The sequence below is a fragment of the Paenibacillus sp. NEAU-GSW1 genome (assembly GCF_009737085.1).
Lineage (GTDB): Bacteria > Bacillota > Bacilli > Paenibacillales > Paenibacillaceae > Pristimantibacillus.
Map to the genome: position 1 here is coordinate 54099 of NZ_WOVL01000029.1, position 15352 is coordinate 69450.

Annotated in this window: 17 protein-coding genes and 1 other RNA gene; 7 read left to right on the forward strand and 11 right to left on the reverse strand. The window is 48.7% G+C overall.

All coding sequences use genetic code 11. The features are described from left to right. Window positions 1–684, forward strand: a complete 684-nt coding sequence (locus GOM71_RS19705) for a zinc metallopeptidase (RefSeq protein WP_156284152.1) — start codon at window positions 1–3, stop codon at window positions 682–684. A gap of 65 nt (window positions 685–749) precedes the next feature. Here GOM71_RS19705 and gltC read toward each other — a convergent pair whose 3' ends face one another. Both gltC and GOM71_RS19715 read right to left on the reverse strand, forming a co-directional pair. Beyond that, a complete protein-coding gene (gene gltC / locus GOM71_RS19710; RefSeq protein ID WP_156284155.1) occupies window positions 750–1649 on the reverse strand; it encodes a glutamate biosynthesis transcriptional regulator GltC in 900 nt (299 codons plus the stop codon). 88 nt (window positions 1650–1737) lie between these two features. Next, window positions 1738–2379 (reverse strand): rhomboid family intramembrane serine protease, encoded by a 642-nt coding sequence (locus tag GOM71_RS19715; RefSeq protein ID WP_156284157.1) that lies wholly within the window; start codon window positions 2377–2379, stop codon window positions 1738–1740. Between the two features lie 95 nt (window positions 2380–2474). Here GOM71_RS19715 and tpx point away from each other — a divergent pair, with 95 nt between their 5' ends. Then, window positions 2475–2972, forward strand: a complete 498-nt coding sequence (gene tpx / locus GOM71_RS19720) for a thiol peroxidase (RefSeq protein ID WP_156284159.1) — start codon at window positions 2475–2477, stop codon at window positions 2970–2972. Window positions 2973–3052: 80 nt separating this feature from the next. Here the strand turns inward: tpx and GOM71_RS19725 are convergent, their stop codons facing one another. The 3 genes from GOM71_RS19725 to GOM71_RS19735 form a co-directional block, all read right to left on the reverse strand. After that, window positions 3053–3451: a DUF1499 domain-containing protein gene (locus tag GOM71_RS19725; RefSeq protein WP_156284161.1), complete on the reverse strand. Its 399-nt coding sequence runs from the start codon at window positions 3449–3451 to the stop codon at window positions 3053–3055. A 67-nt stretch (window positions 3452–3518) separates the two neighbouring features. Beyond that, window positions 3519–3701: non-coding RNA, 6S RNA (gene ssrS, locus GOM71_RS19730), on the reverse strand. 48 nt (window positions 3702–3749) lie between these two features. Continuing rightward, window positions 3750–4532, reverse strand: a complete 783-nt coding sequence (locus tag GOM71_RS19735; protein WP_156284163.1) for a YesL family protein — start codon at window positions 4530–4532, stop codon at window positions 3750–3752. 140 nt (window positions 4533–4672) lie between these two features. Between GOM71_RS19735 and GOM71_RS19740 the strand changes: the two genes are divergently transcribed. Next, complete coding sequence (locus GOM71_RS19740) at window positions 4673–4768, forward strand: dihydroorotate dehydrogenase (RefSeq protein ID WP_156284165.1); 96 nt, start codon at window positions 4673–4675, stop codon at window positions 4766–4768. A 76-nt stretch (window positions 4769–4844) separates the two neighbouring features. Here the strand turns inward: GOM71_RS19740 and cshA are convergent, their stop codons facing one another. After that, complete coding sequence (gene cshA, locus GOM71_RS19745; RefSeq protein ID WP_156284166.1) at window positions 4845–6440, reverse strand: degradosome RNA helicase CshA; 1596 nt, start codon at window positions 6438–6440, stop codon at window positions 4845–4847. Between the two features lie 162 nt (window positions 6441–6602). Here cshA and GOM71_RS19750 point away from each other — a divergent pair, with 162 nt between their 5' ends. From GOM71_RS19750 to GOM71_RS19760, 3 genes are all read left to right on the forward strand, one after another. Continuing rightward, on the forward strand, window positions 6603–7442 hold the full coding sequence (locus GOM71_RS19750; protein ID WP_483311058.1) for a YitT family protein: 840 nt from the start codon (window positions 6603–6605) through the stop codon (window positions 7440–7442). A 157-nt stretch (window positions 7443–7599) separates the two neighbouring features. After that, window positions 7600–7788 carry a hypothetical protein gene (locus GOM71_RS19755; protein ID WP_156284189.1) on the forward strand — a complete coding sequence of 63 codons (189 nt, stop codon included), beginning with the start codon at window positions 7600–7602 and terminating at the stop codon, window positions 7786–7788. Between the two features lie 187 nt (window positions 7789–7975). Then, window positions 7976–9169, forward strand: coding sequence for a putative glycoside hydrolase (locus GOM71_RS19760; RefSeq protein ID WP_156284170.1), 1194 nt, complete (start codon window positions 7976–7978; stop codon window positions 9167–9169). A 63-nt stretch (window positions 9170–9232) separates the two neighbouring features. Here GOM71_RS19760 and GOM71_RS19765 read toward each other — a convergent pair whose 3' ends face one another. The 5 genes from GOM71_RS19765 to GOM71_RS19785 all read right to left on the reverse strand — a co-directional run bounded on the left by GOM71_RS19765 (window position 9233) and on the right by GOM71_RS19785 (window position 13555). Next, window positions 9233–10333, reverse strand: a complete 1101-nt coding sequence (locus GOM71_RS19765) for a sensor histidine kinase (RefSeq protein ID WP_156284172.1) — start codon at window positions 10331–10333, stop codon at window positions 9233–9235. After that, window positions 10330–11007 carry a response regulator transcription factor gene (locus GOM71_RS19770; RefSeq protein ID WP_156284174.1) on the reverse strand — a complete coding sequence of 226 codons (678 nt, stop codon included), beginning with the start codon at window positions 11005–11007 and terminating at the stop codon, window positions 10330–10332. Before GOM71_RS19770 ends, GOM71_RS19765 begins: the two co-directional genes overlap by 4 nt. A gap of 124 nt (window positions 11008–11131) precedes the next feature. Continuing rightward, on the reverse strand, window positions 11132–12100 hold the full coding sequence (pfkA, locus tag GOM71_RS19775; RefSeq protein WP_156284176.1) for a 6-phosphofructokinase: 969 nt from the start codon (window positions 12098–12100) through the stop codon (window positions 11132–11134). Window positions 12101–12130: 30 nt separating this feature from the next. Further along, window positions 12131–13159 (reverse strand): tetraprenyl-beta-curcumene synthase family protein, encoded by a 1029-nt coding sequence (locus GOM71_RS19780; RefSeq protein ID WP_156284191.1) that lies wholly within the window; start codon window positions 13157–13159, stop codon window positions 12131–12133. A 78-nt stretch (window positions 13160–13237) separates the two neighbouring features. Then, window positions 13238–13555, reverse strand: coding sequence for a hypothetical protein (locus GOM71_RS19785; RefSeq protein WP_367649714.1), 318 nt, complete (start codon window positions 13553–13555; stop codon window positions 13238–13240). Window positions 13556–13675: 120 nt separating this feature from the next. On the opposite strand from GOM71_RS19785, the gene GOM71_RS19790 reads away from it, so the two are divergent. Then, window positions 13676–14878, forward strand: coding sequence for an MFS transporter (locus tag GOM71_RS19790; protein WP_253944939.1), 1203 nt, complete (start codon window positions 13676–13678; stop codon window positions 14876–14878). Window positions 14879–15352: the final 474 nt, after the last annotated feature.

Genomic DNA, 15352 nt, shown 5'->3' on the forward strand with positions numbered 1-15352 from the left:
ATGCTCTTTCATCCAATGTACTTCCTAATTTTAATCGCCTTCGCTATCTCTATCTGGGCTCAGTTCCGAGTAAAAGGGACATTTAACAAATGGGCCGTAGTACCCGCTATGAGCTGCTTGACAGGCTACCAAGCAGCAAGACGGATGCTCGACAATAACGGCTTGCATGATGTTCCGATCGAACCGGTACGCGGACGGCTGACAGACCACTACGACCCGATCCATCGCGTTGTAAGGCTTTCCGAGCCTGTCTACTATGAGAACTCAATTGCCGCGTTGTCCGTCGCTTGCCACGAGGTCGGTCACGCTATCCAACACAAAGAAAGCTACCCGATGCTCGTGCTGAGACACCGCATTTTCCCAATCGTTAACATCGCTTCCGGCATTGCGCCATTTCTGCTCATCGGAGGCTTCCTGTTCAACGCACTTGGCTTGATCGGCCTTGGCATCATCTTCTTCTCTGTTGCAGTCGCATTCCAACTCATTACGCTGCCGGTTGAATTTAACGCCAGCAACAGAGCGCGCGACATTATGGTCTCAGAAGGATTTATCGCCAACGACGAAGAGCGCGGCGTTGCCAAAGTGCTGAATGCGGCTGCGTTAACGTACGTAGCAGCAGCGCTTATCTCTCTACTGGAGCTTGTTAAGTATATTATGATCTTTACAAGCAATGATGACGACTAATATACAAGCAGGACGAAAATAAAAGAAATGGCGGTACAGGATTCGATCCTGTACCGCCATTTCTTTTATTGTTTATGAAGATCGTTGAAATATCGAAGAAGAAAACCATGGAATACCTTCGCCACTAATGGCAGTTTTTCGCCGCTGCGATGTATGATGCCGATGTTTCGAGTAACAACAGGATTGTTGACACGGACCTTTGCAGGCTGCAACAAGCCGCTATGATGGAGCGCCATCTCCGGCAGCAAGCTAACGCCCATCCCTGCCGCAACGAGCCCGCGAATCGTCTCGGTCTCCTCGCCTTCAAAGCCGATTTTTGGCGTAAATCCAGCTTCCTGGCATGCCTCCCAGACAATCGGCCTTAAAGAGTACCCTTCGCTGAACATGACGAAAATATCATCCTTCAGTTGAAGCAGGTCGATGCTTTCCTCACCGGCAAGCGGATGGGCCGGCGGCAATATGGCATACAGTTCCTCTGTCAACAGCACCTCGCCGCACACATGCTCATGCTCGTCGGGAAATGGCGAAATGAACGCAAGGTCAATTTCACCCTTTATCATATCGCGTATTAGCGACGGATACATCCCTTGCTTGAATCTGAACTTAACGTTCGGATGCAGCTTGCGGAAAGAAGCAACGACTTGCGGTATAAGCGATACTCCCAAGCTGTGCGGGAAGCCGAGCCGAATCTCCCCTTTCTCCGGGTCAAGAAATTCGTGGATTTCAACGACAGCACGCTCCAAATCTCCAAGAATAACTTCCGCCCGTTTCAAAAAAAGCTGTCCAACCGGGGTCAATTGCAAATTGCGTCCTTTCTGCAGAAACAGCTTTACCCCAAGCTCCTCCTCCAGCTGATGAATTTGCCGGCTAACCGCCGACTGTGCGACATGCAGCTCCTCAGCCGCTTGCGTCACATGTTCCTTTTTCGCTACTTTGACAAAGTAGTAAAGCTGACGAAGTTCCATAGTTTCTCCAATCTCTCCATCTCTAGTTCAAGTTCAAAAAGTCCGGTTTTCAGCACAGCGGACTTTTTGAATTACCAAGTTCAACACGTTAATTGATTCGGTTTCTTCGAACCATGGCGCGATCAAAACTGCTGTATAGCAGAAATCCTGCCAGCAATCCTCCGACATGACCCCATAGGCTGATCGCAGGTGTAATAATCGAATAGATCAAGCCCACCCCTAAAATCAAATAAACCGTTTTTCGCGAGCCTTCATCGAGCCAGCGCTTGCGGAAAAGCGCGATATAGAGAAATGCGCCGTAAACGCCATAAATCGCACCAGAGGCGCCGACTGTATGAATGCCTGGTTCATTTAGCAGCAAAGCCATCAAAGCGCCCACAACGTTCGACAGGACGCCGCAGAGCAAATAGAACGCCAAGTACTTTACATGGCGAAGCAGCCGTTCCAGTGGCGGAGCGAATACGAGCAGCGCAAACATATTATATAGCAAGTGCATGATATCCGAGTGCATAAAAATCGAAGTAATGTAGCGCCAAGGCTGCTCTAGTCCGAATGTATCCACGCCAACAATGGTATAGAACGATCCAAACCGTAACAGTTTTTCTCCATCGCTTGTGCCGCCGTTCAAAGCAACAACAATAAAATATACGATATTCAAAGCGATAAGTGTCGCTGTAACGGGGTATGCCCTCAAATAGCCGCGGAAGCTTTCATATCTCATAAAAATCATTGCGGAATTCACCTCTCTTTAATTGGACAATGCCGTTTCATTACGATTATAATAAATTTGGTATTGACCATACAAATCAAGGAGGAAATAATGACATGGCTACATTTAAAGGCAACCCCATTACACTGGTTGGTCCTACACTGAATAAAGGAGATCAGGCTCCTGACTTCGTCATCAACAAATCGCTCGTCGAGGAAGTATCCTTGAAGGACTTTGCAGGAAAAGTGAAACTGATCAGCGTCGTACCGTCGATCGACACTGGCGTTTGCGACGCGCAAACACGCCGTTTCAATGAAGAAGCCGCCAATCTTGGCGACAACGTTATTATCCTTACGGTTAGCGTAGACACGCCTTTCGCTCAATCCCGCTGGTGCGGCGCAGCAGGCGTAGAAAAAGTCGTTATGCTGTCCGACTTTAAAAACCACAGCTTCGGCGAAGCTTACGGCGTATACATAAAGGAGTTTGGCCTTGATATGCGCTCGATCTTCGTTATCGACGCCAATGACACGATCCAATACGTGGAATATCTTGGCGAGATGACAGAGCATCCAAATTACGAAGCTGCAATCAACGCCGTTAAAGCGCTCGTATAATTCAATCAAGCACACCTATAAACGGTTAATTGCACAAACAAAGCGAGTGAAGGTATACCTTCCTCGCTTTTTATTGTGTATTATTTGCTTCCGCCGCTAATTTTGAACGCGGCAAGCTTCTTATCAAGCGTCCGATAAATATCGAGAATAACTCGATAGTTGGAGCCCAAATCACCCATCGAGCCGCGGGAAGCCGAATAAATATCGACAGCGGAGCTCACAGGATTGACGCTGATAACGGATACGGTAATATCCATCGTTCTGCCGAGAGCTGTTTTCTTCTCGACCACAATTTCTCCGACCGATTGTACCTCGTGAAGCACTTTATAGCCCTGCATTTTCTTCAGTGTGGATACAACTTCTTCCCAAGCCTTCTCTTTCGACAGCTTGTAGAAGTGCGACTTAAGCAAAGGATCCTTGGCTTTATCGCCCGTTGACTCTTGACTGCGCAGCAGCCCGATGACGGTCCGCTTCAACAACTGCGATCTCCCCCTCCAACAACTTATGTATAAAAATATATAATATCAAAGGATATGGATAAACAGAAAAAAACCCGCCTATGCCGTCCGACTTACATGTTTCTGAACCCGCTCTCGCAGGTGGGTGTCCGCAGAAACGGTTTTGAGATCCCTTTTCGAGGGCATGTCAGCCGCGTTTCAATTTAGGAATCCCTTGAAACAGCCATTGGTTCAAAACAACGAAAAGCCGAAACGAACATCGCAGGATGTACTGTTTATTATAGACGTATCGGCCGCAAATGTAAACTTTGAGCGATTTCTATTTATTGGTCGGGTTCGATTCCTCGTCCGTCAGCGCTGCAAACTCATTCTCTTCTTCTTCCGCGCGCTTCGCTTTCTCAGCTTGCTCCTGTAGCTTCTGATAAATCAAATAGAAGTTCCAGAACGACAAGTACGCAATAATGCTGCCCATGAAAAACGGAATGAGAAAGGTGAAGCGCGTGCTCATATAAAACACAAGAGCAGCCATGATCGCCGTCGAAAAACTGCGAATCGGCCTGCCGATTGTAATCAGTACCGCATTCTTCAACAATTGAAACGTTTTCATATGATAGTGAGCGAGCATCGAAAAGAAGTTAAACAACGAGACGATAAGCAAAATCATCAGCGCGATAAAAATATACGAAACTAAGTTAAGCTGTTTCTGATATACATAAAAATCGACGATCATTATGCCGATCAGCAGTGTGTAAACAATTCCGCCGATCATAGCTTGTAGATAGTTTTCCTTATACGTGCGGAAAAACGTCTTGAAGAGCGGAACATCCGTCTCGCCCATTACCCATTTACGCGCTACGGAAAACATCGCCGCTGTTGCCGGGAACAATGTGAAGGGCGCCACGATTGCCATCAGTATAAACGCAGAACTCAATTGATCCGTAATATCTTTATCCGCAACTTGCGCAGGGGTAACCATTAAACCGCCCCAAGCAACGATAATAAAAGGAATCGAGCATATAATCCAAAGCACGTTAATGACTGACAAACGCATGATCCACTCGGAAATACGGTAAAACCCGCCCATTAGGCCTCTCGGTTCCATTTCATCTGCCTCCACAAATTGTAGAATGACTTGCAAATGCCTATTTCAATTTCCGTAGGCTATTGTCTAAACGGCTTTGACCCAGCTGCATACGATATACAGTGATCACTTCATATATCGATTATAAAGGAGGTTGCCTCATGAGCAATGCAGGTTACGGCGGTTGGACCTCTGCTGGAGTCATTCTCGTTCTGTTCATTCTTCTTGTCATTATTTCAAAATCGGTTCTTTTCTAAATTTAGAAAAAACCAGGAAAGTCAGGATGCCCGCAAGGCATGACGGACTTCCCTGGTTTTTATTGCAAGGCCTGTCTTAGTTATTTACATAATCTTCAGAGGAGCTTTTCGGACGACGCGACTCACCGCTGTTGCTGCGGCCTTCGCCGCGGCCTCTTCCGCCGCCGTCACGGCTGCCGTAGTTGCTGCCGCTGCCGCCGCGGTATCCGCCCCCGCCATTGCTTGAGCGACGATCATCACGACCGCGGTATCCGCCGCCGCCGTTCGATCCGCCGCGATTGCCGCCGCCAAACGAACCGCTGCCGGAATAACGGCGTCCGTTCGAACGAATGTCCGGCTTGCGTTTTTTAGCGCGAAGCGGCTCTTCCGGAGTCAACTCAACGTTAACATCCTTTTTCTCGCCAGTAAGCAGTTTGATAGCAGCAGCCAGCAAGTGAACCGAATCGTATTGATCCAGCAATTGGATCGCAATGCCTTTATATTCGTTGAACTCATCGTTATTCACGATTTCGAGAATGCGTTCTGCCGTTACGCGCTGTTTGCCTTCGATCGCTTCTGCGAGGCTTGGCAATGGCTTGCGGCTAATTTTTTGACGTGTAACCTTCTCGATAAAGTGCAGATGATCGATTTCACGCGGCGTTACGAACGACCAAGCTGTACCCTCTTTGCCTGCGCGGCCAGTACGGCCGATACGGTGAACATAGCTCTCCGGATCTTGCGGCAAGTCGAAGTTGATAACATGCGTTACGCCGGAAACGTCCAGACCGCGTGCAGCAACGTCAGTTGCTACCAGCACGTCGATGCTGCCTTCGCGGAATTTGCGCATCACGTTGTCACGCTGGTTCTGCGACAAGTCGCCATGCAAGCCGTCTGCGGAATAGCCGCGCTTTTGCAGCCCTTCGCTCAGTTCGTCTACGCGGCGTTTCGTACGACCGAAAATAATAGCGAGCTCTGGCGATTCCATATCAAGCAAGCGGCTAAGCGCTTCGAACTTCTGGCGCTCATGCACTTCAATATAAGCTTGATCAATGGATGGAGCCGTTACTTGTTTCGGAATGACCGATACATGCTCCGGATTTTTCAGAAATTGCTGAGCCAGCTTTTGAATGTTTGGAGGCATAGTTGCGGAGAACAGCATCGTTTGACGCTCTTCCGGCACTTGCTTCAGAATCGATTGAATATCCTCCATGAAGCCCATGTCGAGCATTTCGTCCGCCTCGTCGAGAACGACCGTTCTTACATCTTCAAGACGGATCGTTTTACGATTGATATGGTCGAGCAAACGACCTGGCGTACCAATAATAATTTGCGGCTTTTTCTTCAAAGCGCGAATTTGACGACCGATCTCTTGACCGCCGTAAATCGGCAATGAACGAAGGCCTTTGTATCGAGTCAACTTCCCGATTTCCTCAGCTACCTGAATAGCGAGTTCACGGGTTGGCGTCATTACCAATGCGACGATGCGCTCTTCGCTGGCTGGAATTTTGTTAATAAGCGGAATACCGAATGCCGCTGTTTTACCCGTACCAGTCTGCGCTTGCCCAATCATATCGCTGCCTGTCATTGCAATCGGAATGGACTTGTCTTGGATCGGAGTTGATTCCTCAAACCCAAGCTCCGTAATTGCCTGCAACACTTTCGGTTCCAGGCCAAATTCAGCAAATGTTTTCAAACTTTCTCATACTCCTTTTTATCTGCAGCCTACTTAAAAATATCTGAATCATTATAGCATAAATGTACTTACGAATACCAGCAAAGAGAAAAAAGGCATAATAAGTTAGCCCATTAGTCCTTAAAAAGAAGCGTCATAATTCAATCCAGGAGCCGATGAATGATGAAAAAAGCGATTACAACGAATACATTATCCGCTGCAGCGATGATCGCCGGATCATTCTTTATCGCGGCCGGATTTAATTTATTTCTTATTCCCCACCAATTGCTGAGCGGAGGCCTATCCGGTGTAGCCATGATGATCGGCTATGTAACAGGCGGCAATATCGGCTGGCTGTTTCTGCTGCTTAACATTCCGGTTCTGATCTGGGGCTGGTTTGCCGTCGGGCACCGCTTCATTGTTTGGAGCTTGCTTTCCGTCATTGTCTCAACCTTGTTTTTACAGCTCATTCCACAGTACGCGATTGCAAAAGATCTCGTGCTTGGCTCTGTCTTTGGCGGCATCATCGTCGGTTTCGGCACCGGACTCACGCTCAGGTACGGAGGCTCCTCCGGCGGCTTCGACATCATTGCCTCGATCGTAACGCGCCACCGGGATTTGCCCATCGGCATGATTATTTTTGTATTGAATGGACTTGTAATCGCAGTGCTGATCCTTTTTAAACGCGATTGGAATCTTGCCCTCTATTCGCTGGTGGCGATCTATTCTGCAGGCAAGCTCGTTGACGTTATCCACGTGCGCCATATTAAGTTTACGGCTTTTATCGTCACGACGAAAACAAAAGAAATATGCGATAAACTGCTGGCGCATCCAAGAGGAATTACGATTATGAAAACGCGGGGCGCTTACTCCGATGCGGAAAGGGATATGCTCATGACGGTCCGGACACGCTATGAATTAGACGAACTTCGAAAAACGATCATAACGATCGACCCAAAAGCATTTGTCAATATTGTCGAAACAGTCGGTGTCATTGGCGATTTTTCAAAGCATAAAAGTTAATTGCATCAGGGATTTTTTATGGACGAATATGGAATCATATACATATCCCTATGTTTTTAATTTTGATCCTGTTATAATATGGCTATCCCGTTCGTTTAAGTTTCTTGCCATATGATTTGCCCTTAACCAACCATGAAAGGGTGATGCTCAGGTGGATATGGAAACCGTCACATTGTCGCAGATTGTGGAGAAGCTTGTGCCAGAGCTCAGTTCCTTCCTTACAAAGCGCGAACTGGCGATGAACATCGTATTGCGGGACGGACTGGCTGTACTCGAACCGTCGGATGCGATGGAGATTGTGCAACATAGCATTTGCGAACAACAAAGAGAAGCTTTGCTTCAATGACCTTACGGGGCCTGCAACACAATTCGAACGAAGCCTGCTGACATGATCAGCAGGCTTTTTTGTGCATGCATGATCGGACTAGAAACAATTGGCGAGCTAAAATTCATCCGTTTCGAAAAAAATAAGTGCCACACCCACTGGTTCTGCTTTATAATTTGGGAAGAATAGCATGCGGGGAGAGAGCAAAATGGACATCTTCTTTTCTACAATGATGCTTATGTACAGCTTGATGACAGGAACCGGGGAAGAAAATGCCGCTGCAGGCCACGTCGCCGCCTCCATGGCGAACGCCGCTGCAGGCCAAACGATCTTCGAGACATCGCCGGCATTTGCCAGCGCAACGCCGCCAGTCGTCTCTGCAGACGGCAAAAAGACCGATCCTCAGCCAGACGCGCCGGCTGTAAAAGGCATTTATGTTACAGCGCACAGCGCTGGAGGAGCTAGAATGAGCTCATTGCTCAAACTGATCGACGACACCGATCTGAACAGCATGGTCATTGACGTTAAAGATGACAACGGGTACATAACCTATCCGACGGAAACGCCAGAGCTTTTGGAAATGGGAACACCGCAAAAATATATTAAAGACATCGGGTCCTTAATGTCGACGTTAAAGCAGCACGACATTTATCCAATCGCACGTATTGTCGTTTTCAAGGATACCGCTTTGGCAAGAAAACAGCCGGATCTTTCTTATCTTCACGCTGACGGCACAATCTGGAAAAACGGACGCGGCGAAAGTTTCGTCAATCCTTATCGTGAAGAAGTATGGAAGTACAATGTCGACATTGCCAAGGAAGCGGCAAGACTCGGCTTTAAAGAAATCCAGTTTGATTACGTTCGTTTCCCGGAAGGATTTGAGAAGCGCGCCGATTCGCTCACGTTTACCAAGACGGATGAGAGCCGAGTCAGCGTTGTAGCCGGCTTTGTCAAATATGCGCGCGAGCAGCTCGAGCCGTTAGGCGTTCGCGTTTCGGTCGATATTTTCGGCTATGCCGCTTCCGTACCGGCAGCAGAAGGCATCGGTCAGGACTTTGTCAAAATTTCGAATGACGTCCACGTCATTTCGCCGATGATCTATCCGAGCCATTACAGCACCGGTTGGTTTGACCAGAAAGACCCGGACAAAAGCCCTTACGCCACGATAAAAGGCGCAATGGCCGACACGCATAAAAAACTGGATCCTACAGGAGACTCGAAGCCGATTATCCGTCCATGGATTCAAGATTTCACGGCAAGCTGGCTGGGCAAAGGCCACTATGTCAAATACGGCAAGACCGAAGTCGAGGCGCAAATTAAGGCGCTTCAGGACTCCGGCGTGAATGAATATTTATTGTGGAATGCCGGCAACAAATATTCCGAAGGCGTAAATTACGAATAAAAGAAGCCGGACCGTACGCGCTGATGTGTCACATCGCGTCATCGGTCCGGCTTTATTTCTAGCTTAAGTGCCGTTTATCTCTTCATTTGCTTTCTGCGGAAGCGTTACTTTAAACGTTGCGCCGTTGCCAATCGTGGACTCAACTGTTATGCATCCATTATGCAGCTGGACGATTTTTTTTACAAGCGACAGACCAAGGCCGCTGCCGCCCGCTTTGCGATTGCGCGATTTATCCGCTTTATAAAAACGCTGGAAGATGAGCTCGCGGCTTTCTTCCGAAATCCCTATGCCGGTATCTTGGATCTTAAAAACAAGCGCTCCGTCCAGTAGCCGCAGTTCAATATGAATGGTTCCTCCGTTGGGCGTAAATTTAATGGCATTGCTTATTAAATTAATCCAGACCTGACTCATTAAATCCTCATCCGCTACAACAAAATTTTCGTCCAAATCGACATTCATTTCGATGGACTTTTCCACCCATTGCGGCTCGCAGGCTAATATAAGGCTCCCAAGCTGCCGATCCAGACGATACCGTTTCGGTTCGAACGGATGCTTATCCGACTCCAGCGAGGCGAGCTTAAGCAAATTGTCGCTGAGCTTGGAAAGTCTGATGCTCTCGCTTTCAATGATGCGCAAATATTCAGCTTTCATCTCTCTAGGCAACTGTTCGTTGCGAAGCGCGCGGGCGAATCCGCTTATTGACGTTAGCGGCGATTGAATCTCGTGCGAGACGTCTGAAATAAACTCTTGACGCAACTGTTCCATTTCGTCCAGCTCGACAGCCATATGATTGATCTCATGTATAATATGCTCGAACGGTCCGCGGTCCTGATTGCCGACCTCCAGCCTGACTTTGAAGTCGCCTTTGGCAATGCGCCGCATCGCTTCGGTCAAGGATCGGCTAATCTCTACATGCCTGTGCCCGACAAACAGCATAATGATCTGCATGATTGCAAAGAGCAATACAAGGCCGAGAAACATATTGATCATTTGTTCCCAATAATGATCCGGCTGCCAACCGATCCAGCGATACAGGGCGCTGGTGCCGTAATAAACGGCGGTCCAGCTTCCGCTTAACGCCGCTAATATAGTGATGATCGCTACTATCGCTTTCGAGATTTGAAACCAACGCTTGGTCTCCAGTTTCCTCCACAGCTTCTTCATTCGAAAGTCTCCAGACGATAACCGAGTCCGCGGATTGTAATAATTCGAAAACCGTGTTCACCTTCGGGAAACCGCTCCCTAAGCCGATTGATATGGACATCTAGCGTTCGTTCATTGCCTTCAAAATCATATCCCCAGATCGATTCTATCAATTGTCCGCGAGAAAATGATTGCGCAGGATAGCTGGCAAGCTTGAACAGCAGCTCGAACTCCTTCATCGGTATCGTCACTAGCTCTCCATGTGACGATACCGTATGAGACGCCTTATTCAGCGTAAGCGTTCCCGCTTGTACGGTTTGCGAAGACGCAATTTTATAACGCTTAAGCAACGCCTTCACTCTGGCGATCAGTTCCAAGGGCTCGAACGGCTTCACTAAATAGTCGTCGGCGCCAAGCTCGAAGCCTTTCAGCTTTTGCGCCGTTTCTCCCTTGGCTGTGAGCATAAGCCGAGGCAAATCGCCGTAATGGTCGCGCAGCTCTCTGCACAGCTCCCAGCCGTCCATCTCCGGCATCATAACATCGATTATGACGAGATCAGCCCGATTGGTCTCCATCAAAGCCAGCGCCTCAATCCCGTTGCCCGCTTCCATGACTCCAAATCCTTCCGCTTGCAAAAAATGAGCGACGAGCTTGCGAATATGTTGATCGTCGTCAACGACCGCTATTTTGACCATGCCGGTTATCCCCCTCTAGTTTCTGACTGCAGCAATAGATGAAGAATACAGCACTATTATAAACGGGATTTAAACAAAGCAAGAGTAAAAAGCGCCGGAGCTAGGCTCCGGCGCTTACTCATCATTATTGGGACAAACGGATCGCGAGCTCGTAAAGCTCCATGTTGAACGGCTTTTTCGTATTGACGACAGTGTCGATATCTGTCGTAATCAGCTCGCCTTTAACGATGCCGCATGCTTTGCCGGACTCGCCAGCCATCAACTGCTGAACCGCAAAGTCGCCAAGTCGGCTTGCCAGCACCCGGTCTGCCGCAGTAGGCGCGCCGCCGCGCTGAATGTGGCCAAGCACCGTTACGCGCGGTTCCATGCCGCAGCCGTCCAAAATTTCGCTTGCAACATGTTCGCCTTTTCCTGCGCCTTCAGCAACTACGACAATACTATGCCGTTTGCCTTTCGCAAAGTTTGCTTTCATCCGCTCCGAAACCTCTTTCGAGTCATAAGGCACTTCAGGAACGATAATCGTTTCCGCACCGCTCGCAAGACCGGCATAGAGCGCAATGTCTCCGCAATGGCGGCCCATAACTTCAACGATAGACGAACGCTCATGCGAGGACATCGTATCGCGGATTTTGTTGATTGCATCAACGACGATGCTTACAGCTGTATCAAAGCCGATTGTATAGTCAGTAAATGGAATGTCATTATCAATCGTACCCGGCAGACCCATCGTCTTGATGCCGAGCTTGCTCAGTTTGTTCGCTCCTTGATAGGAACCGTCTCCGCCAATTACAACCAAGCCGTCGATGCCGCGCGCGCGCAATACATCAGCGCCGCGTTGCTGGCCTTCCGCTGTCATGAACTCTTTGCAGCGGGCTGTTTGAAGAATTGTTCCGCCGCGTTGAATAATATCGCCGACGCTGCGAAGGTCCATTTGACGCAAATCGTCGTTAATGAGTCCTTGATAACCGCGTTGGACGCCATATACATCAATACCATGAAACAACGCGCTGCGGACAACGGCGCGAACCGCGGCGTTCATCCCTTGGGAATCTCCTCCGCTCGTTAATACTGCGATCGATTTTACTGCTGACATTGTCATTCCTCCAAAACGATAAAATTATATCTAAGCCTGCTGTTTGCGAATCCATATGCTGTTGATCCAAAAAAACAGGCGGGTAAGCGGGCTGTTCTTCATCAGCTTGCGAGTTACGCTTTGCACCTCGGACTGCGATTTGACTTTCGGATCCGACAAATAAAGCGCAAGCAAGCCTTCAATGATGTGCTGGTGAAACTGTGATGCGGGCAATTGTTTGACATCCTCACGAGCGCGTCCCGCAATCCATCCGATTCTTTCGGCCAGCATTTGACGGCTGTCGTAATAATTGCAGAAGTTCAAGTCGCCTCCGGCTTGGTCCTCTTCTTGATCGATTAAATAATCTAGCAAGATGTGAAGTCCGCATACGTGAGGGAAATAGATGTGTTTAATCGCTTTCGCATCGTCAGACGTCAGGCGATTTCCGCTCGCGGCCAAAAACAGCATAAACATGCCAAGCGTCGAGCCGGTCGCGGCGGCGAACTCATTCCATTTCAGCTCCGGATACCGATTCCTGTGCATGCTCCACCATTCCAGCAGCTGCGGTTCCCTTAGCTCTTTGCGTATGTGCTTGTACACCTGCAAATCGATATAAAGGGAAACAAGCTCGTTCACGAAGGGCTGTACGCTGCCATATGAAGGCAATTGCTTCACATGACGCCGGCAGGCTGAGACGAGGCTATGCAAGTATCCTCCGTCATCTCTCTCGTCCCGAAGCGCATAATAGTCTCTCATAGGCGCATCCGGATTTACGGCATCAAGCATAGATTGATGCAGCAGCCGGAAATCGTCTGGATCAAGCGAAGTGCTGCGATCGCATAAATTGTCCAAATAATCGCTAATTGTTTGCAGTGCAACGATTAACGGAATAAGAATATGCCGTTGTTCAAGATTGGGACACGCATACACGGCCCCGCCTTGGCAGTGGAATTTTTTACTGGATAAGCTGTCGAGCGCCTGCTTTCGAAGTTCACGATCCGGAATTTCTTCCGCTTTGCGTCGCAGTTTGCCCAATTCGGCCTCCACTTCCGGCAATATGTACTTATAAACGCGATACATTAGCTTCAAAGGGCTGCGGGGCGCCCGAATGCCAAATAATGTCGGTGCGGGCAAGCTCAAGCCCCTCCTCGTCGATCATCACATATGCATGCGAGTTTCCAGCTCCTGATTGATCCTGTACCAAATTTGCAGATCATTTATACGGCTGGCAAGCTCGGCGATTTCGGAATTAATTCGACATGATTCTGTAAAGCTTTCTTCCTCGAACAATTCGTTCTGCTTCACTCGAATGATGCGTTCGAATTGGAAGATTCGATCCGGAATCGTTCCGCGAATAAGCTCCCATTGCTCAATAATTTGAGCCTGTTCGGCTGCATCGTATTGCTCCCATTCATCGTTTAACACAGGAAGCGAGATGCGAAGCCGTTCATTCCATTGAAAACGATACGTCCCCACAACAAAACCTCCAAACATTAATGTACCATTTCGACAAACAATAATCCAGCAGTTCGTGCTATACTGATTTACAAAATCATTTAACAACAATAGGCTGCAGATTTGGAGTGAACAGTCGACATGGATCTCGCTGATGAGAGAAAAACTACAGAAATGAGCGCTGCCCGCGCTTCCGCGGCTAAACGAGAGACGACGGCGTTAAGAGCGTTCAGCTTCTCCGCGTACTCCACGCAAGCATTGCTTGTGTCGTACATCCCTTTATATTTTATGGATCAGGGCTTTTCCGAGCACCAGATCGGCATCATTTACGCTACTGGTCCGTTTATATCCATTTTCGCCAATATACTGCTCGGATGGACAAGCGACAAATTTCAAACGATTAAAAAGCTGCTTACGCTGCTTCTGTTCGGACAGCTTGCGATGCTGTCGCTTCTATTCCCTGTAGAGCATTTTGCAATCATTTGTGTCGTTATGACAGCTTTCTATTTCTTCCAAACGCCAATTAACCCGCTAAGCGACAGTCTTGTGCTGCTGTCCAGCCAATATACGGGAACGCCGTACGCGCTTATACGCATATTCGGTTCGCTAGGCTTTGCTGTATCGGCATACGCATTCGGATGGCTGCTTCGAGCCGTAGGCTCAGAATGGACGCTGCCGATTGGACTGGTTACCATTACGATTACGATCATATTATCGTTCTTGCTTAGAGACTATCGAACGAGCTCGCGAAAAATCGAGTTTTCAGGCTTTTTCCAATTAATGCGTAAGCCTTCGGTCGTCACCTTTTTCTTCGTTATGCTGCTCGTTTCTATTTCGCATCGGATGTACGAAGGCTTTCTCGCAGTTACGCTCCGCCAAATTGGCGCCAGCGACTCACTTATCGGCCTGGCATGGCTGACTTCTGCGGCAAGCGAAATACCTGTGCTGTTTCTGCTCGGCAAATACGGCCATCGCTTTAAAGAACTGCCGCTGCTTGCCGTTGCCAGCGTCATGTACGCCATCCGAATGTGGCTTCTCGGCGATTTAGACGATCCGCGTCTTGTTATCGTGACGCAGCTCATGCACAGCGTCACGTTCGGTATCTACTTTTCCACCGCGCTTCGCTATATATCACAGCTTATTCCGGACGAATTCCGCTCCTCAGGGCAGGCGGTATACGCTGTCGTCTGGACCGGGCTAGCCGGATTTATTAGCGGTACTGCCGGCGGCTATGTCTTTGAAGCGTTTGGCAGAAGCGCGTTTTTCCAAGCAGGGTCGCTGCTCGCCATATTGGCGGCATTCGGCTTCATGGCAAGCCATATGTACAACCGGTCGCGCATATAGCGGTTGGGCGAGAATGGGCTCACTCGGAGCCCATTTTTTGTTGAATAGCGCTTCGGGGCAGCGTTATTCGAGTGACAGCGTGCCTATAACACCTGCCTTACGCCAAATAGCGCTGGGGGGCAGCGTTATTGGGCGGGGTCAGCTACTTTTTCACGATATAACGCTGCGGGACAGCGTTATTCGAGTGACAGCGTGCCCCTAACACCTGCTTTATGCCAAATAGCACTGTGGGGCAGCGTTATTGTGCAAGACTAGCTACTTTTTCACGATATAACGCTGCGGGACAGCGTTATTCGAGTGACAGCGGGTGACGTAAAATAGTCTGTGTACCATGATCTGGAGTCTATCCAGAACATAAAAAAGTAGGGTATCCTCGGGATTGCGACATCACCAAGAGGAGGACCCTACTCGATGATTAATATACCCGAAAATGCATTTAATGATCTACTTGAAAATACTGTTACCAAATTACTG